General features: G+C 67.6%; 6 protein-coding genes. 1 reads left to right on the forward strand and 5 read right to left on the reverse strand.

Annotation, left to right across the window (positions count from 1 at the left end; translation table 11 throughout):
- Positions 1 to 22: 22 nt before the first annotated feature.
- The 4 genes from MTY59_RS26580 to MTY59_RS26595 all read right to left on the reverse strand — a co-directional run bounded on the left by MTY59_RS26580 (position 23) and on the right by MTY59_RS26595 (position 12008).
- The gene (locus MTY59_RS26580) at positions 23 to 1183 is read right to left on the reverse strand and encodes a lactate 2-monooxygenase (RefSeq protein ID WP_221043793.1); all 1161 of its coding nucleotides are present in this window, start codon (positions 1181 to 1183) and stop codon (positions 23 to 25) included.
- Positions 1184 to 1207: 24 nt separating this feature from the next.
- Positions 1208 to 2065: a siderophore-interacting protein gene (locus MTY59_RS26585; protein ID WP_221043794.1), complete on the reverse strand. Its 858-nt coding sequence runs from the start codon at positions 2063 to 2065 to the stop codon at positions 1208 to 1210.
- Positions 2066 to 2220: 155 nt separating this feature from the next.
- Positions 2221 to 3270, reverse strand: coding sequence for a hypothetical protein (locus MTY59_RS26590; RefSeq protein WP_221043795.1), 1050 nt, complete (start codon positions 3268 to 3270; stop codon positions 2221 to 2223).
- Positions 3270 to 12008 (reverse strand): PPE domain-containing protein, encoded by an 8739-nt coding sequence (locus tag MTY59_RS26595; protein ID WP_221043796.1) that lies wholly within the window; start codon positions 12006 to 12008, stop codon positions 3270 to 3272. Before MTY59_RS26595 ends, MTY59_RS26590 begins: the two co-directional genes overlap by 1 nt.
- 798 nt (positions 12009 to 12806) lie before the next feature.
- Here MTY59_RS26595 and MTY59_RS27585 point away from each other — a divergent pair.
- Positions 12807 to 13055 carry a hypothetical protein gene (locus MTY59_RS27585; protein WP_415822701.1) on the forward strand — a complete coding sequence of 83 codons (249 nt, stop codon included), beginning with the start codon at positions 12807 to 12809 and terminating at the stop codon, positions 13053 to 13055.
- A gap of 164 nt (positions 13056 to 13219) precedes the next feature.
- Here the strand turns inward: MTY59_RS27585 and dprA are convergent, their stop codons facing one another.
- On the reverse strand, positions 13220 to 14392 hold the full coding sequence (gene dprA / locus MTY59_RS26605) for a DNA-processing protein DprA (RefSeq protein ID WP_221043797.1): 1173 nt from the start codon (positions 14390 to 14392) through the stop codon (positions 13220 to 13222).
- Positions 14393 to 14476 lie beyond the last annotated feature (84 nt).

Consider the following 14476-nt stretch of genomic DNA (forward strand, 5'->3'; position numbering starts at 1 on the left):
CGCAGGCACGGCCCGGCGCGCTCTAGTCGACGCGCCGAAGCGTGTCCGGGGTGAGATCTTTGAGCGTCGGGTAGCCGTCGACGGCCATGATGAGGTCGGCTTCGGCCAGGATCGAGCGCAGCACGTGCACGATGCCGTCGGCGCCGCCGAGCGCCAGGCCGTAGGCGTACGGCCGGCCGATGCCCACGGCGGTGGCGCCCAGCGCGAGCGCCTTGACGATGTCGGCGCCGCTGCGGATCCCCGAATCGAACAGGACCGGCAGCCCGTCGGCCGCCTCGACGACTCCGGGCAGGCACGCGAGGGCGGGCAGGCCCCCGTTGGCCTGACGGCCGCCATGGGTGGAGCAGTAGATGCCGTCGACGCCGCCGTCCCTGGCGCGCCGCGCGTCGTCGGGGTGGCAGATGCCCTTGATGATCAGCGGCAGGTCGGTCAGCGATCGCAGCCAGGCCAGATCGTCCCAGGTCAGGGGATTTCCGAACGTCGTCACCCACTGCAGCACGGTGCCCCGCGGGTCCTCCTCCGGAGGGCGTTGCAGTTTGGCGCGGAAGACCGGATCGCTGGTGTAGTTGCTCAGGCAGAGCCCCCGTAGCTGGGGGAAGTTGGCCGTGCTGAGGTCGCGCGGACGCCACCCGGGAATCCAGGTGTCGAGGGTGACGACGATGCCCTGGTAGCCGGCGGCTTCGGCCCGCTGGACGAGGCTGGCGGCCAGGTCGCGATCCCTCGGCGTGTACAGCTGGAAGAAGCCGGGGGTGTCACCGAATTGCGCGGCGACGTCTTCCATCGGGTCGGCGGTCAGGGTGGACACGACCATCGGGACGCCGGTGGCCGCGGCCGCACGCGCGGTGGCCAGGTCGCCGTGGCCGTCTTGGGCGCAGATGCCGATGACGCCGATCGGGGCCATGAACACCGGCGACGGCAGCGTCAGGCCGAACATCTGCACCGACAGGTCGCGGGCGGCGGCGCCGACGAACATGCGCGGTATCAGGCCCCAGCGATCGAATGCCTCCCGGTTGGCCCGCTGCGTGCGTTCGTCTCCGGCGCCACCGGTGACGTAGGACCACACCGACGGCGACATGGCCCGCTCGGCGCGTGCCTCCAGCTCCGCGAAGGCCATCGGCAGCGCGGGCGCCACCCCGCCCAGGCCCTTGAAGTAGATCTCGTTCTGGTAGTCGCCGAAAGCCATGCGATAGACAATGCCAGGCGGCCGTCAGGCTGACGAGTTCGCCGACTCCGCCTGCGCCAGTTCTTTCTTCCATTGCCGGAAGGTCTCTTCGGTGCGGCCGCGGCGCCAATACCCCGAGATCGACGACGCCCATTTGGCGTCCACGCCCCGCTCCTTGCGGATGTAGGGGCGCAGATTGTGCATGACGGCCTGGGCCTCGCCGTGGATGAAGACGTGCACCCGTCCCGGCAGCCAGGGCGCGCTGGTGACGGCCTCGATCAGCGGCGCGTGGTCGCCGGCGCGATCCTCGGGAACCAGGTCGGCGCGGCCGCCGCGGTAGACCCAGTGCACCTCGACGCCGTCGGGTGCGGTCAGCGGGAGCTCGTCCTCTGGGCCCGCGACCTCGATGAACGCCTTGCCGACCGCGCTGGGGGGCAGCGCCTCGAGCGCCGCGGCGATGGCCGGCAGCGCCGATTCGTCGCCGGCCAGCAGGTGCCAGTCGGCGGCCGGGTCGGGCGTGTAGGCGCCGCCGGGGCCCATCAGGTGGATCGTTTGGCCGGGTTGGGCGGTCGAGGCCCACTGACCCGCCATGCCGTGCTCACCGTGCACGACGATGTCCAGCGTGATGCGGCGATTCTCGATGTCGACGTGGCGAACGGTGAGGGTCCGCACCGAGGGCTTTTTCTCCGGGGGCAGGTCGGCGAAGCTGTCGAGGGTCAGCGGCTCGGGCAAGCCGGCCACGTCCACGTCGTCGGCGACGAACACCAGCTTGACGTAGGAGTCGGTGAACTTGCTGGGCACGAAAGCGTCAAAGTCCTTGCTCCCGAGCACTATCCGCACCATGTGCGGTGTGAGTTGTTCGGTACCTACAACTTCGAAGCATTGCAGTGGTCGACCTGCCACTTGTCCTCCTCGTCAAACCCCGACCCCCGGTCGACTATACGAGTCGCGTCGTGGATGCGGCTTGGCCTGCGGCGACGCGGCGGCGCCAATGCCCTATCCGCGTGACTGCCACCCGGCCCGGTGCGAGCCATCCAGGCGTCGAAGCACGCCCCGCGCTATGCGCGTACGCGACCCGACGAAGACGCGCCGTTGCAGTACCCGAGTTGCGGATACCGACGGGTGGTGACGGTGATCGCACCTTCGGTGTTGGTGATGGTGGCGCCCTCTGCGCCGACGGTGGCGGTGGCGGTTCGGTGCGCGGGGGTTATGACCTCACCCACGTGTGGGCCGGCACCCGTGGTGGCGGAGCCGCTGAAGAGCTCGATTTCGACCTTGGCGCGGCGGTACTGGGTGAGGGTGAACGGACCGTAGCTGCCGGCGTGTAGTCGAGTGTTGGAAGGGATTACGGCGCCGCCCGCGTAACACCTACCAAGGGTGGTGACAGTGCTGCCGTCGTTGATGGTGACGGGGACGTTCATTACGCAGGTCCCGGCGCCTTCCACGGTGATGGAGCCGCTGTTGACGAGCATGCTGGTGCCTTCGGCGAGAGCGATGGTGCTGCCATACGGGAGGGTGACGGTTTGACCTTGCAGGATGCGGATGCCGATGGCGGGGCCTGCATTCCGGACGGTGGTGTTGGCTGCGGCCCGGGCCACCGCACGAGCAAGGGCGCCCTGCCCGTGGGCATCATTGGTCTGCGATGGTTCGCCGCCCAGGATCGGGGCGCTCGTGGACGCGGAATCAACGGCAGCGCCGTCCGCTTCCGCGGTGGCGTCGTCTTGGACCCGTGTTTCGGCGTGCCGAACTTCGGCGTTTTCTCCATCACTCTTGTGGTAGTCCGGTGAACGGGTCGCTGCGGTTACCGCACCCGGCCCGGCAAGCATTGCCATCAGTCCCTTGAGGAACGTGCTTGCCATCGGGATCGCTGCGGTGTGCCGAGCGGTGGCGTTACGGCTGGCAGCAACGGACAACAGCGAAGCCGTCTCGATCCGCGGGGCCGCCGTGGACCAGCTCAGCGGCACCGATAACGGCCCGCGCGAGATCGCCTTGCCGCGCCGTCCGGAGGCCTCGCCCGACGGGGACTGCACCGGCTCGGGTGCCCTGGGGTTCCAGTCGTCGCCTCGCCCAACACTTTCCGCGATCTCGCCTGTGTGAACCGGACCCATCAGTCAACCTCAGACGTGTCGAGATCCCAGCAGCACCGACCTCCATTGAGCTCTATATATCGACAACAAGATCTACCGTCCGATCCAGACGCGGCCAACGTCGAATCATCTTGCGGGCCTTGGATTCCGGAGAGCCCCGCGAGACCCGACAGGCCCGGGGCGGCAAGCCCGCTCGGAGAGATGCCGACCACCACAGGCGACGGGACCGGCGGCACGGGCGGCACCGGCGCACCGGGGGCGATGGTGACCGGGCCGATCACGCCGGTGGAGGTGTAACTCCCGCCGGGGCCAATGGTGATGACCTCGCCGGGTCCGACGGTGATGCTTCCGCCAGTGAGGATGGGGACGACGCCGCCGGGATCGACGGTGAAGGTGCTGCCAGAGCCGACGGTGACGATGCCGCTGTCGGCCAGGGTGGCCCCGACCGTGACGGTGCCACCGTTGGTCAGCGCGCCGCCCGAACTGACCGTGAACGTGCCGCTGTCCGTGAGCGTGCCGCCCGCGCTGACCGTGAACGTGCCGCCATCGGTCAAGACGCCGCCACTGGTGACAGTGACGGTCCCGCTATCCGTCAGCGTGTTGCCGGCATTGATGGTCAGCGTGCCGCCATCGGTCAGGATGCCACTGGGGCTGACCGCCACGGCGCCGCTATCGGTCAACGTGCCACCCGAGCTGACCGTCACCGTCCCGCCGTCAGTCAACAAGCCACCCGAGCTGACCGTCACCGTCCCGCCATCGGTCAACGTGCCACCGGCGCTGACCGTCACGGTGCCGCCATCAGTCAGGCTGCCACCCGAGCCCAGAAGCCCTCCACCGCCGACCGTCACGGTACCGCCATCGGTCAACGTGCCACCCGAACCCACCGTCACCGTCCCCCCAGACCCGAGGACCGACCCACCATTGACAGAAAGAGCACCGCCGTTCGCCACGGTGAGATCGCCACTGTCAGTGAGGATCCCGCCCGATCCCAGGACCGAACCCCCGTCAACGGAAAGAGTTCCGCCATTCGTGACGCTGACGGCGCCGCCGTCCGTGAAGGTGCCACCGGACCCCAGAACCGACCCACCGTTGACGGTGACAGTCCCACCATCGGTCAACGCGCCACCCGAATGGACCGTCACCACACCACCATCGGTCAACACACCCGTAGAACCCACACTCAGCGTGCCCCCGCCGTTCACGTTCACCACACCCGTGGAACCCACATCAATCGTGCCCGCAACTACGGCACCACCATTGACATTCAGCGTGCCGTTATCCACCACAGTCACACCAGAATCCACAGTAAACGAGCCACTGTCCGTCAACACCCCACCCGAATCAACCGTCAGCGCACCACTATCAGTCAGGCTGCCACCGTTGGCGACGGTGACAGTGCCGCTATCCGTCAGCGTGCCACCCGAATTGATCGTGACGGTGCCGCTGTCAGTGAGCGTGGCGCCCGGGCCGACGGCCAGGGCCCCGCCGCTATTCACGTTGAGCGAACCTGTGGAACCCACGTCGATCGTGCCACTGAGGCTGACGCCGCTGTTGATGTCGAGCGTGCCGTCGTCTGTCAGAGTGACACCGGAACCGACGGTGAGCGTCCCGCCATCAGTCAACGTGCCGCCCGAATTGATCGTCAGCGCACCACTATCCGCCAACGTGCCGCCGCTGGTGACCGTCACGGTCCCGCTGTCGGTCAACGTCCCCCCGCTGGCAACGGTGACGGTCCCGCTGTCCGTCAGGGTGCCACCCGAACCCACGGCCACTGTGCCGCTATCGGTGAGGGTGCCACCGGAGCCGACGGTCAACGTGCCGCTATCGGTGCCACCGGTACTGACAATGATGGTCCCGCCCGTATTGGTCACAGTGCCGCCGTCGGTAAGCATCCCGCCCCCGGTGACGGTGACGGTCCCAGCGTCCGTCAGGGTGCCACCCGAGCTCACAGTCAATGCGCCGCTGTCCGTCAGGGCGCCACCGGTGTCGACGGTCAGGGCGCCGCCGGAGCCCACGGTCAGGGCGCCGCCGTCGGTCAGCGTGCCACCCGAGCCCACGGTCAACGTGCCGCCGTCGGCCAAGGTGCCACTGGCGCTGATCGTCAGAGTGCCGCTGTCGGTCAGGGTGCCGCCCGAGCCGAGAATCCCTCCGCTGCCGACGGTCAGGGTGCCCCCATCGGTGAGGGTGCCGCCGGAGCTGATGGTCACGGTGCCACCGGAACCGACAACCGCCCCGCCGTTGACGGAGACGGCGCCGCCGTTCGCGACGGTGAGGGTGCCGCTGTCGGTGATGGCGCCGCCGGAGCCGAGGATTGTGCCGCCGTTTGCGGAGAGGGTAGCGCCGTTGCCGACGGTGAGGGTGCCGCTGTTACTGAGCGTTCCGCCGGAGCCGAGAACCGTTCCGGCATCGACGTTGAGGGCGCCGCCGTTCGCCACGGTGAGACTGCCGCTGTTAGTGAGGGTGCCACCGGAACCCAGCACCGCACCGCCGTTGACCGTGACACTACCGCTATCACTCAACGCACCACCCGCATTGACCGTGACCGCACCGCCGTCGGTCAACGTGCCACCACTGGCGACCGTCACCGTCCCGCTGTCCGACAAGCTGCCACCCGAGCTCACGGTCAGCGTCCCGCTGTCCGTCACAGCACCGCCCTGCCCGACCGTCACCGTGCCGCTATCGGTGAGCGTGATCCCAGAGTCGACAGTCAACGTGCCGCCGTCGGTCACAGTGCCACCCGAATTCACCGTCAACGCACCACTATCCGTCAACACGCCACCCGAATTCACCGTCACCGCACCGCTGTCGGTCAACGTCCCCCCGCTGGAGACAGTGACGGTTCCACTATCCGACAAGGCGCCACCAGCATTGACAGTCAGCGTGCCGCTGTCGGTGAACGTGACGCCAGGACTCACCGTCAAGGTGCCGCTATCGCTACCACCAGCACTGACCACCAGGGACCCACCCGTATTGGTCAGGGCGCCACCATCGGTCAACGTACCGCCGCCGGTAACGGTCACAGTCCCGCCGTCTGCCAAAGTGCCGGTGGAACCGATGGTCACCGCGCCGCTATCCGACAAAGTGCCACCCGAGCCGACCGTGACGGTCCCGCCATCGGTCAAAGTGCCGGTGGAACGGATGGTCACCGCGCCGCTATCCGTCAAAGTGCCACCGGCGCTGACCGTCACGGTCCCGCCATCGGTCAGGGTGCCACCCGACCCCAGAACCCCTCCACCGCTGACGGTCACCGTGCCGCCATCGGTGAGCACACCACCGGAACTGACCGTCACGGTGCCACCAGAACCGACAACCGACCCCCCGTCGACCGAAAGGGCACCGCCATTCGCCACGGTGAGACTGCCGCTGTCCGTGACGACACCACCCGAGCCCAGCACCGACCCGCCGTCCACGGAAAGAGTGCCACCGTTCGCCACCGTCACGGTGCCGCTGTCAGTCAGCGTGCCACCAGAACCCAGCACCGCACCGCCGTTGACCGTGACACTACCGCTATCACTCAACGCACCACCCGCATTGACCGTGACCGCACCGCCGTCGGTCAACGTGCCAGAGGCACCCACAGTCAACGTGCCACTATTGACATTCACCGCACCCGTGGAACTCACATCGAGCGTCCCCGCGACACTGGCGCCGCTGTTGATATCAAGCGTGCCGTCATCGACAAGGGTCACACCAGAACCCACAGTCAACGAACCACTATTCGTCAACACCCCACCCGAATCAACCGTCAGCGCACCATTATCCGCCATCACCCCACCCGCATTGACCGTAACCACACCACCATCGGTCAACGTGCCGCCACTGGCGACCGTCACCGTCCCGCTGTCCGACAAGCTGCCACCCGAGCTCACGGTCAGCGTCCCGCTGTCCGTCACAGCACCGCCCTGCCCGACCGTCACCGTGCCGCTATCGGTGAGCGTGATCCCAGAGTCGACAGTCAACGTGCCGCCGTCGGTCACAGTGCCACCCGAATTCACCGTCAGCGCACCACTATCCGTCAGCACGCCACCCGAATTCACCGTCACCGCACCGCCGTCGGTCAACGTCCCACCACTGGAGACAGTGACGGTTCCGCTATCCGACAGGGTGCCACCGGTGTTGACGGTCACCGCGCCGCTGTCGGTGAAGGTCACGCCAGGACTCACGGTCAAGGTGCCGCTATCGCTACCACCAGCACTGACCACCAGGGACCCACCCGTATTGGTCAGGGTGCCACCATCGGTCAACGCGCCGCCGCCAGTAACGGTCACGGTCCCGCCATCCGTCAACGTCCCGGTGGAGCTGATGGTCAGAGTCCCGCCATCGGTCAGGGTGCCACCCGACCCCAGAACCCCTCCACCGCTGACGGTCACCGTGCCGCCATCGGTGAGCACACCACCGGAACTGACCGTCACGGTGCCACCAGAACCGACAACCGACCCCCCGTCGACCGAAAGGGCACCGCCATCCGCCACGGTCAGTGTGCCGCTATCCGTGAGAAGGCCGCCGGACCCGAGAACCGTTCCGCCGTCCACGGAAAGAGTGCCACCGTTCGCCACCGTCACGGTGCCGCTGTCAGTCAGCGTGCCACCAGAACCCAGCACCGCACCGCCGTTGACCGCGACACTACCGCTATCACTCAACGCACCACCCGCATTGACCGTGACCGCACCGCCGTCGGTCAACGTGCCAGAGGCACCCACAGTCAACGTGCCACTATTGACATTCACCGCACCCGTGGAACTCACATCGAGCGTCCCCGCGACACTGGCGCCGCTGTTGATATCAAGCGTGCCGTCATCGACAAGGGTCACACCAGAACCCACAGTCAACGAACCACTATTCGTCAACACCCCACCCGAATCAACCGTCAGCGCACCATTATCCGCCAACACCCCACCCGCATTGACCGTAACCACACCACCATCGGTCAACGTGCCGGAGGAACCAACGCTCAGCGTGCCACCACTATTGACGTTGAGGGCACCAGTGGAACCCACGTTGATCGTGCTGCCGGTCAGGCTCACGCCGCTGTTGATATTGAGCGTCCCGTTGTCCACCACCGTGACACCGGAACCCACCGTGAACGAACCGCTATCGGTGAACACGCCACTCGAACCAACGGTCATCGCGCCACTATCGGTCAGCGCGCCACCCGAGCTGAGGGTCACCGTGCCGCTGTCGGTCAGGGTGGCGCTGGAGCCCACGGTCACGGTGCCGCTGTCGGTAAGGGTGCCGCCGGCGCTGACTGTCACGGTGCCGCCGTCCGTCAGGGTGCCACCGGCGCTGACCGTCACAGTCCCGCCGTCAGTCAGGGTTCCGCCTGAGCCGAGAAGCCCTCCGCTGCTGACAGTGACGGTGCCGCCATCGGTCAACGTGCCACCGGAACTGATCGTCACGGTGCCCCCGGAGCCGACAACCGCTCCCCCGTTGGCGGACAAGGTGCCGCCGTTCGCCACGGTGAGACTGCCGCTGTCAGTGAGGAGGCCGCCGGAGCCGAGAACCGTTCCACCGCTGACGGAGAGGGTACCGCCGTTCGCCACGGTGACAGTGCCGCTGTCCGTCAGTGTGGCGCCGGAGCCGAGAACCGCTCCCCCGTTGACGGTGACGGTGCCGCTATCCGTCAACGCGCCACCCGCATTGATCGTGACCGCACCGCCGTCGGTCAACGTGCCGGAGGCACCCACAGTCAGCGTCCCGCCGTTATCGACGTTGAGCGCGCCAGTGGAGCCCACGTTGATCGTGCTGCCCGTCAGACTCACACCACTGTTGATATTCAGCGTGCCGTTATCGACCACGGTGACACCGGAATTCATCGTGAACGAGCCGCTATCCGTCAACACCCCGCCCGAATTCACCGTCAGCCCACCGCTATCCGTCAGCACGCCACCCGAATTCACCGTGACCGTTCCGCTGTCGGTCAACGTGCCACCGCTGGCGATGGTGACGGTCCCGCTGTCCGTCAGGCTGCCACCGGTGTTCACGGCGAGGGTTCCGCTATCGGCAAGGGTGCCACCCGAGCTGACGGTCACGGTGCCGCTGTCGGTGAGGGTATGGCCCGAGCTGACGGCCAGGGTGCCGCTATCAGTCAGAGTGCCAGCGGAATTGACGGTCAACGCACCGCTATCAGTCAGAGTGCCACCCGAATTCACCGTGACCGCACCGCCGTCGGTCAACGTGCCAGTCGGACCGACGGTGAGCGCTCCGTTGACAGTCAGGTTGCCCCCGGTGTTGACGGTCACGGTGCCGCTGTCGGTGAAGGTCACGCCGGAGCTCACGGTCAGGGTGCCGCTATCGGTACCGCCAGTACTGACAATGACGGTCCCGCCCGTATTGGTCAGGGTGCCACCGTCGGTCAATGTGCCACCGCCAGTGATGGTCACGGTGCCGCCGTCCGTCAGGGTGCCACCCGAATTGATGGTGACAGCACCGCTATCGGTCAACGTGCCACCCAGATTGGTGGCGAGCGTGCCGCCGCTATTCACGTTGAGCGCGCCAGTGGGGCCCACGTTGATCGCGCTGCCGGTGAGGGTGACAGCGTTGTTGAGGTTGAGCGTGCCGTTATCGACAACCGTGACACCGGCGCCCACGGTGAACGAGCCGCTATCCGTGAACACGCCACCCGAATTGACAGTCAGTGCACCAGAATCCGTCAACGTGGCACCGCTGGCGACGGTGACCGTGCCGCCGTCAGTCAATGTGCCACCGCCGGCGACGGACACAGTCCCCCCGTCGGTCAGGGTGCCACCCGAACCGACGGTCACGGTGCCACTGTCGGTGAAGGTCACGCCGGAGCCGACCGTCAACGTGCCGCTATCAGCGCCACCGGTGCTGACAATGACGGTCCCGCCCGCGTTCGTCAGAGTGCCGCCGTCGGTGAGCACGCCGCCCCCGGTGACGGTGACGGTGCCGCCATCGGTCAGCGTGCCACCCGAGCTGATGGTCAAGGCGCCGCCGTCGGTCAACGCGCCACCCGAGCTGACGGTCAACGTGCTTCCGGAGCTGATGGTCACGGTGCCACCATCGGCCAACGTGCCACCCGAGCTCACGGTTACGGTGCCGCCGTCGGCGAGCACTCCGCCGGCACTGACGGTCAACGTGCCGCCGTCGGTCACGGTGCCACCCGCGCCGAGAACTCCTCCGCTGCTGACGGTGATGCTGCCGGCGTCGGTGAGGACGCCGCCGGAGCCGACTGTCACGCTGCCGCCTGCTCCGGCAACAGCTCCGCCGTTGACGGTGACAGAACCGCCGCTCGCGACGGTGAAGGCGTTGCTGACGGTGAGAGTGCCGCCGTCGGCGAGAAGCGCTCCGCCGTTGATGGTGACGGCCCCGCCGTTCGCGACGGTGATGGCGCCGCTGTCGACCAGGGTGCCGCCGGAGCCGAGCGTTCCGCCGTCGATGGTGATGGTGCCGTCCACGGTGAGGGTGCTGCCCGAGTCGGCGATCAGGCTGGCGCCCGGGTCGATAGTGACGGTGTTGCCGGCGAGGACGACGTAGCTGTTGCCGGCCGTGAGATGCGTGGTGCCGGTGACGTCACCGGAAAGGGCAATCGGATCGACGCCGTTGATGATGACGTGGGTTTCGGTGAGCCCTTGGGAGGCGGCGGTCGTGCTGACCTGTTCGGAGACTGCGGTCGATGCGGACTGCTGCGACACCGCCGCCGACGCGGATTGTTGAGTGACCGCCGTCGACGCCGACTGCTGCGACACGGCGGGCGAGGCCAACTGTTGGGACGCGGTGGTAGAGCCGAGCTGCTGAGAGGCGGCGGTCATTACCGGCTGGTGGGACGCGGCGGGCGCGGCCGCCTGGTAGGCCGTGGTGGAGCTCGACTGCGGCGAGACAGCGGACGAACCAACCGGCTGTGACACCGCGCTAGAGCCGACCTGCTGCGACACCGCGCTCGAACCGACCTGCTGGGAGGCCGTCGTGGAGGCCAGCTGCTGAGTGGTCGCAGGCGAACCGACCTGCTGAGACACCGCGGCCGAGGTCAACTGCTGGGAGGCCGTCGTTGAGGCCAGCTGCTGAGTGGCGGCAGGCGAACTGAGCTGCTGAGACACCGCGGCCGAGGCCAATTGCTGGGAGGCCGTCGTCGAGTTCAGTTGCTGAGACGCGGTCGGCGAGCCCAGCTGCTGCGTGAATGGATGCGAGCTGAGTTTCGTCAGAGATTGGATTCGAGCGCTGGTGGAGTCGCCGGCGGCCCGAGCCAGCGCGCCCGCGCGAGCCCCCTGCCCGGCGGGGTTGGTCGTGCGGGGAGGCTCGGCGAACGGCGTCAGGGTACTGGCAGCCGTCGAAGCAGCCTCATATCCATACATGGCGGCGGCGTCTTGAGCCCACATCTCCATGTAGAGGGCTTCGGTGGCCATGATCGCCGGAGTGTTCTGACCCAGAAAATTTGTCGCTACCAACGCCGCCAGCTGCGCCCGATTCTCGGCGATCGCCGGCGGGGGCACCGTGGCGACAAACGCCGCCTCGTAGGCCGCCGCCGCCGCATACGCCTGGGCGGCGGTCTGCGCGGCCTGACTGCCAGTGGCAGCCAGCCACTCAACATAGGGGGCCGCCGCGGCCAGCATCGCCAGCGAAGCCGGACCCAGCCACGCCTGACCGGTCAGCTCCGAGAGCACCGTGGCGTAGCCGCTGGCGGTGGAGGCCAGCGAGGCGGCCAGCACGTCCCAAGCAGCCGCGGCCGCCAGAAGCGGCCCTGACCCAGGGCCGCTGTACATGCGCGCGGAATTGACTTCTGGGGGCTGCACGGCAAAGTCCATAGCCTTCTCTCACTGAGTTAATTGGGTGACGACCCAAAGTCAGAAGATTGCAACTGCGCCGGTTCGACCTTTGACCTCAATGGCTCCTATTGTGCGCGTGTAGCATAGTTTCCCTAAGCTTTAACAAAATTTTGCTGGCGCGTCAACCGCGCGATTTGTTTCGCGGACTAGCTGCGGGAAGCAAACCGGTATCGCAAAGTGACCGGAGGCGGACGTTCGGTGAACTGCCAACGCGCGACGGCTGCCGGGACTTCGGGGCCAGCTCGGCTTTTGTCCTGATCGGCGAAGAGGTCCAGCTAAGCGCCGGGCCCGACCTCGCCGCACTACCGGGTGGCATGAGACATCGGCGGAAGTCGATGCATTCAAACGTCTTTCGCCGCGTTACGGTCAGTGAGCCAAACGCGCCGGTGCGGCGCCGCCCGCCCCAATCACCACTGCCGCAGTCAACCTTGACCGCGGATCGGCAACAGACTTCTGAGCAGCGGAAAAGGACCAATCAGCGAACTCCGTTGAGTCCCATCTTCGTTCAGTCCTGGGGCGGCATAGCGATCGGTTCTGCCAAATACTCACTGCCGTAAGGCTTTCTGCGTACTGGCCTCGACATGCAGTTGACGGCAATTTTGTGTAACCACGCGGAGGCGCAAAACAACTTGTTGTACCTCGCGGCGGGAGGCATAGATCAGGTCATCATTCCGGCCGGACACTCGGAGCCATGTACCGTCTCGGTGGACCTCGGAATTATCGTCGAAGTGCCGCGGACGGCTGGTCGACCAAGAGCACACGGTCGACATTGAACTACTGGACTCGGACGGGCGTGCGGTTGAGGTTCAGAAGCGGTTGAGCAAACGTGAACCGTTCCGCGCTCAATTTAAATTCAACATTGGCAAGTTGGGCCGTCATGAGGCCGACGAAACCCAGTCAGTTGCCTTGGCAGTCAACGTTCCGGTACTTCGGTTGGACAAGCTGGGCTGGTATCTCTTCACCGTCAGCGTCGACGAGACCGTTCAGCGTCGCCTCCCGCACCGAATGGTTGAACAGGCGGCTTGACCGGTAGACAGTTATTCTTCTGCCGACTCCCGGCCCCCGTCGACCACACGAGCCGCAGCGTTCCCGCGGTCTGATCGGCAATCGGCCGGACCATCGCGCATAGTGACCGCGCGCCTCCGTTGCGCCTTCCCCGGGGCCGTGAGCGGCTCTCCGCCTGATCCTGTTCACGGAGGCGGCGGCGCCGTCACAGCCCGGCTAGCGCGGACGATTCGCCACCGCCCGTCCTGTCGCTGTACCAACCCGGCCAGCTCGAGCATCGCCAGCGGGCCCAGCGCGAGCTCGGGCACCATGCCCGATGCGACGGCGATCTCGTCGACCGTGGCGGCGCCGCGGCCCGGCAAGGCCTCGTAGATCCGGCGTTCGGCGTCGCTGAGACCGTCGAGCGGCGTCGCCGGGTGCGGCTCGTCGCGCGCCAGTTCGCCGATGTGGCCGACGAGCTCGATGACGTGGTCGGCGCGGGTGACCAGTTCGGCGCCGTTGCGCAGCAGGGCGTGGCAGCCCGCCGACGCCGACGACGTGACGGGCCCGGGCACCGCGGCCACCACCCGCCCCAACGCCCGCGCCCAGGCCGCGGTGTTGGCCGCGCCGCTGCGCAGACCGGCTTCCACCACGACGGCGGCCCCCACTACGGCGGCCACCAGCCGGTTGCGGGTCAGGAACCGGTGGCGGGCCGGGCGAATGCCCGGAGCGTATTCGGTGAACAGCAGCCCCTGCTGGCCGATGCGGTGCAGCAGCGCGGTGTGACCGCTCGGGTAGGGAACGTCGAGCCCGCCGGCCAGGACGGCCACGGTGACGCCGTCGCAGTCCAGCACGGCGCGGTGCGCCGCGCCGTCGATGCCGTAGGCGCCGCCCGAGACCACCGCGACGTCGCGCTGCGCCAGCCCGGCCGCCAGTTCGCCGGCGACGTGTTCGCCATACGTGGTCGACGCGCGCGTCCCCACCACGGCGGCCGCCCGGTGCGCGATCTCGTCGAGCCGCACGGGCCCGTGCGCCCACAACGCCATCGGCGCAACCATCGCCGCACCGCCGCCGGGTCGCGGTGCGGCACCGCGAAAGGCCGCGAACGCCAGCCGTGGCCACTCGTCGTCGTCCGGGGTGATCAACCTCCCGCCACGACGGGCGAGCATCTCGAGATCGGCCGCACCGCGGTCGATCTCGCGCCGGGCCTCGGTGCGCCGCGCCACGTCGCCATCGACCAGTCCGCGGCGGACCCGCTCCGCCGCCTCCACCGGACCGACGTGCCGCACCAGGGCGGCGAGTTCGGCGCAGGGCGGCTCGGCCACCCGGGACAGATAGGCCCACGCGCGCAGCGCGGGATCGTCGAGCGCCGTCGTCATCGCCGTGCCCCCGGCTTCAAGAAGCCACCAAGGATCCTTCCAGCCCCGCGCGCGAACGTGGTGTTGTCAGCCGCCCGCCGCACG

The sequence above is a fragment of the Mycobacterium senriense genome (genome assembly GCF_019668465.1).
In the GTDB taxonomy this organism is placed as follows: domain Bacteria; phylum Actinomycetota; class Actinomycetes; order Mycobacteriales; family Mycobacteriaceae; genus Mycobacterium; species Mycobacterium senriense.

Excerpts from the sequence above, each read along its gene's own strand:
- MTY59_RS26580 (WP_221043793.1), bottom strand. The coding sequence starts at position 1,183 with ATGGCTTTCGGCGACTACCAGAACGAGATCTACTTCAAGGGCCTGGGC.
- MTY59_RS26590 (WP_221043795.1), bottom strand. The coding sequence starts at position 3,270 with ATGGGTCCGGTTCACACAGGCGAGATCGCGGAAAGTGTTGGGCGAGGC.
- MTY59_RS26595 (WP_221043796.1), bottom strand. The coding sequence starts at position 12,008 with ATGGACTTTGCCGTGCAGCCCCCAGAAGTCAATTCCGCGCGCATGTAC.
- dprA (WP_221043797.1), bottom strand. The coding sequence starts at position 14,392 with ATGACGACGGCGCTCGACGATCCCGCGCTGCGCGCGTGGGCCTATCTG.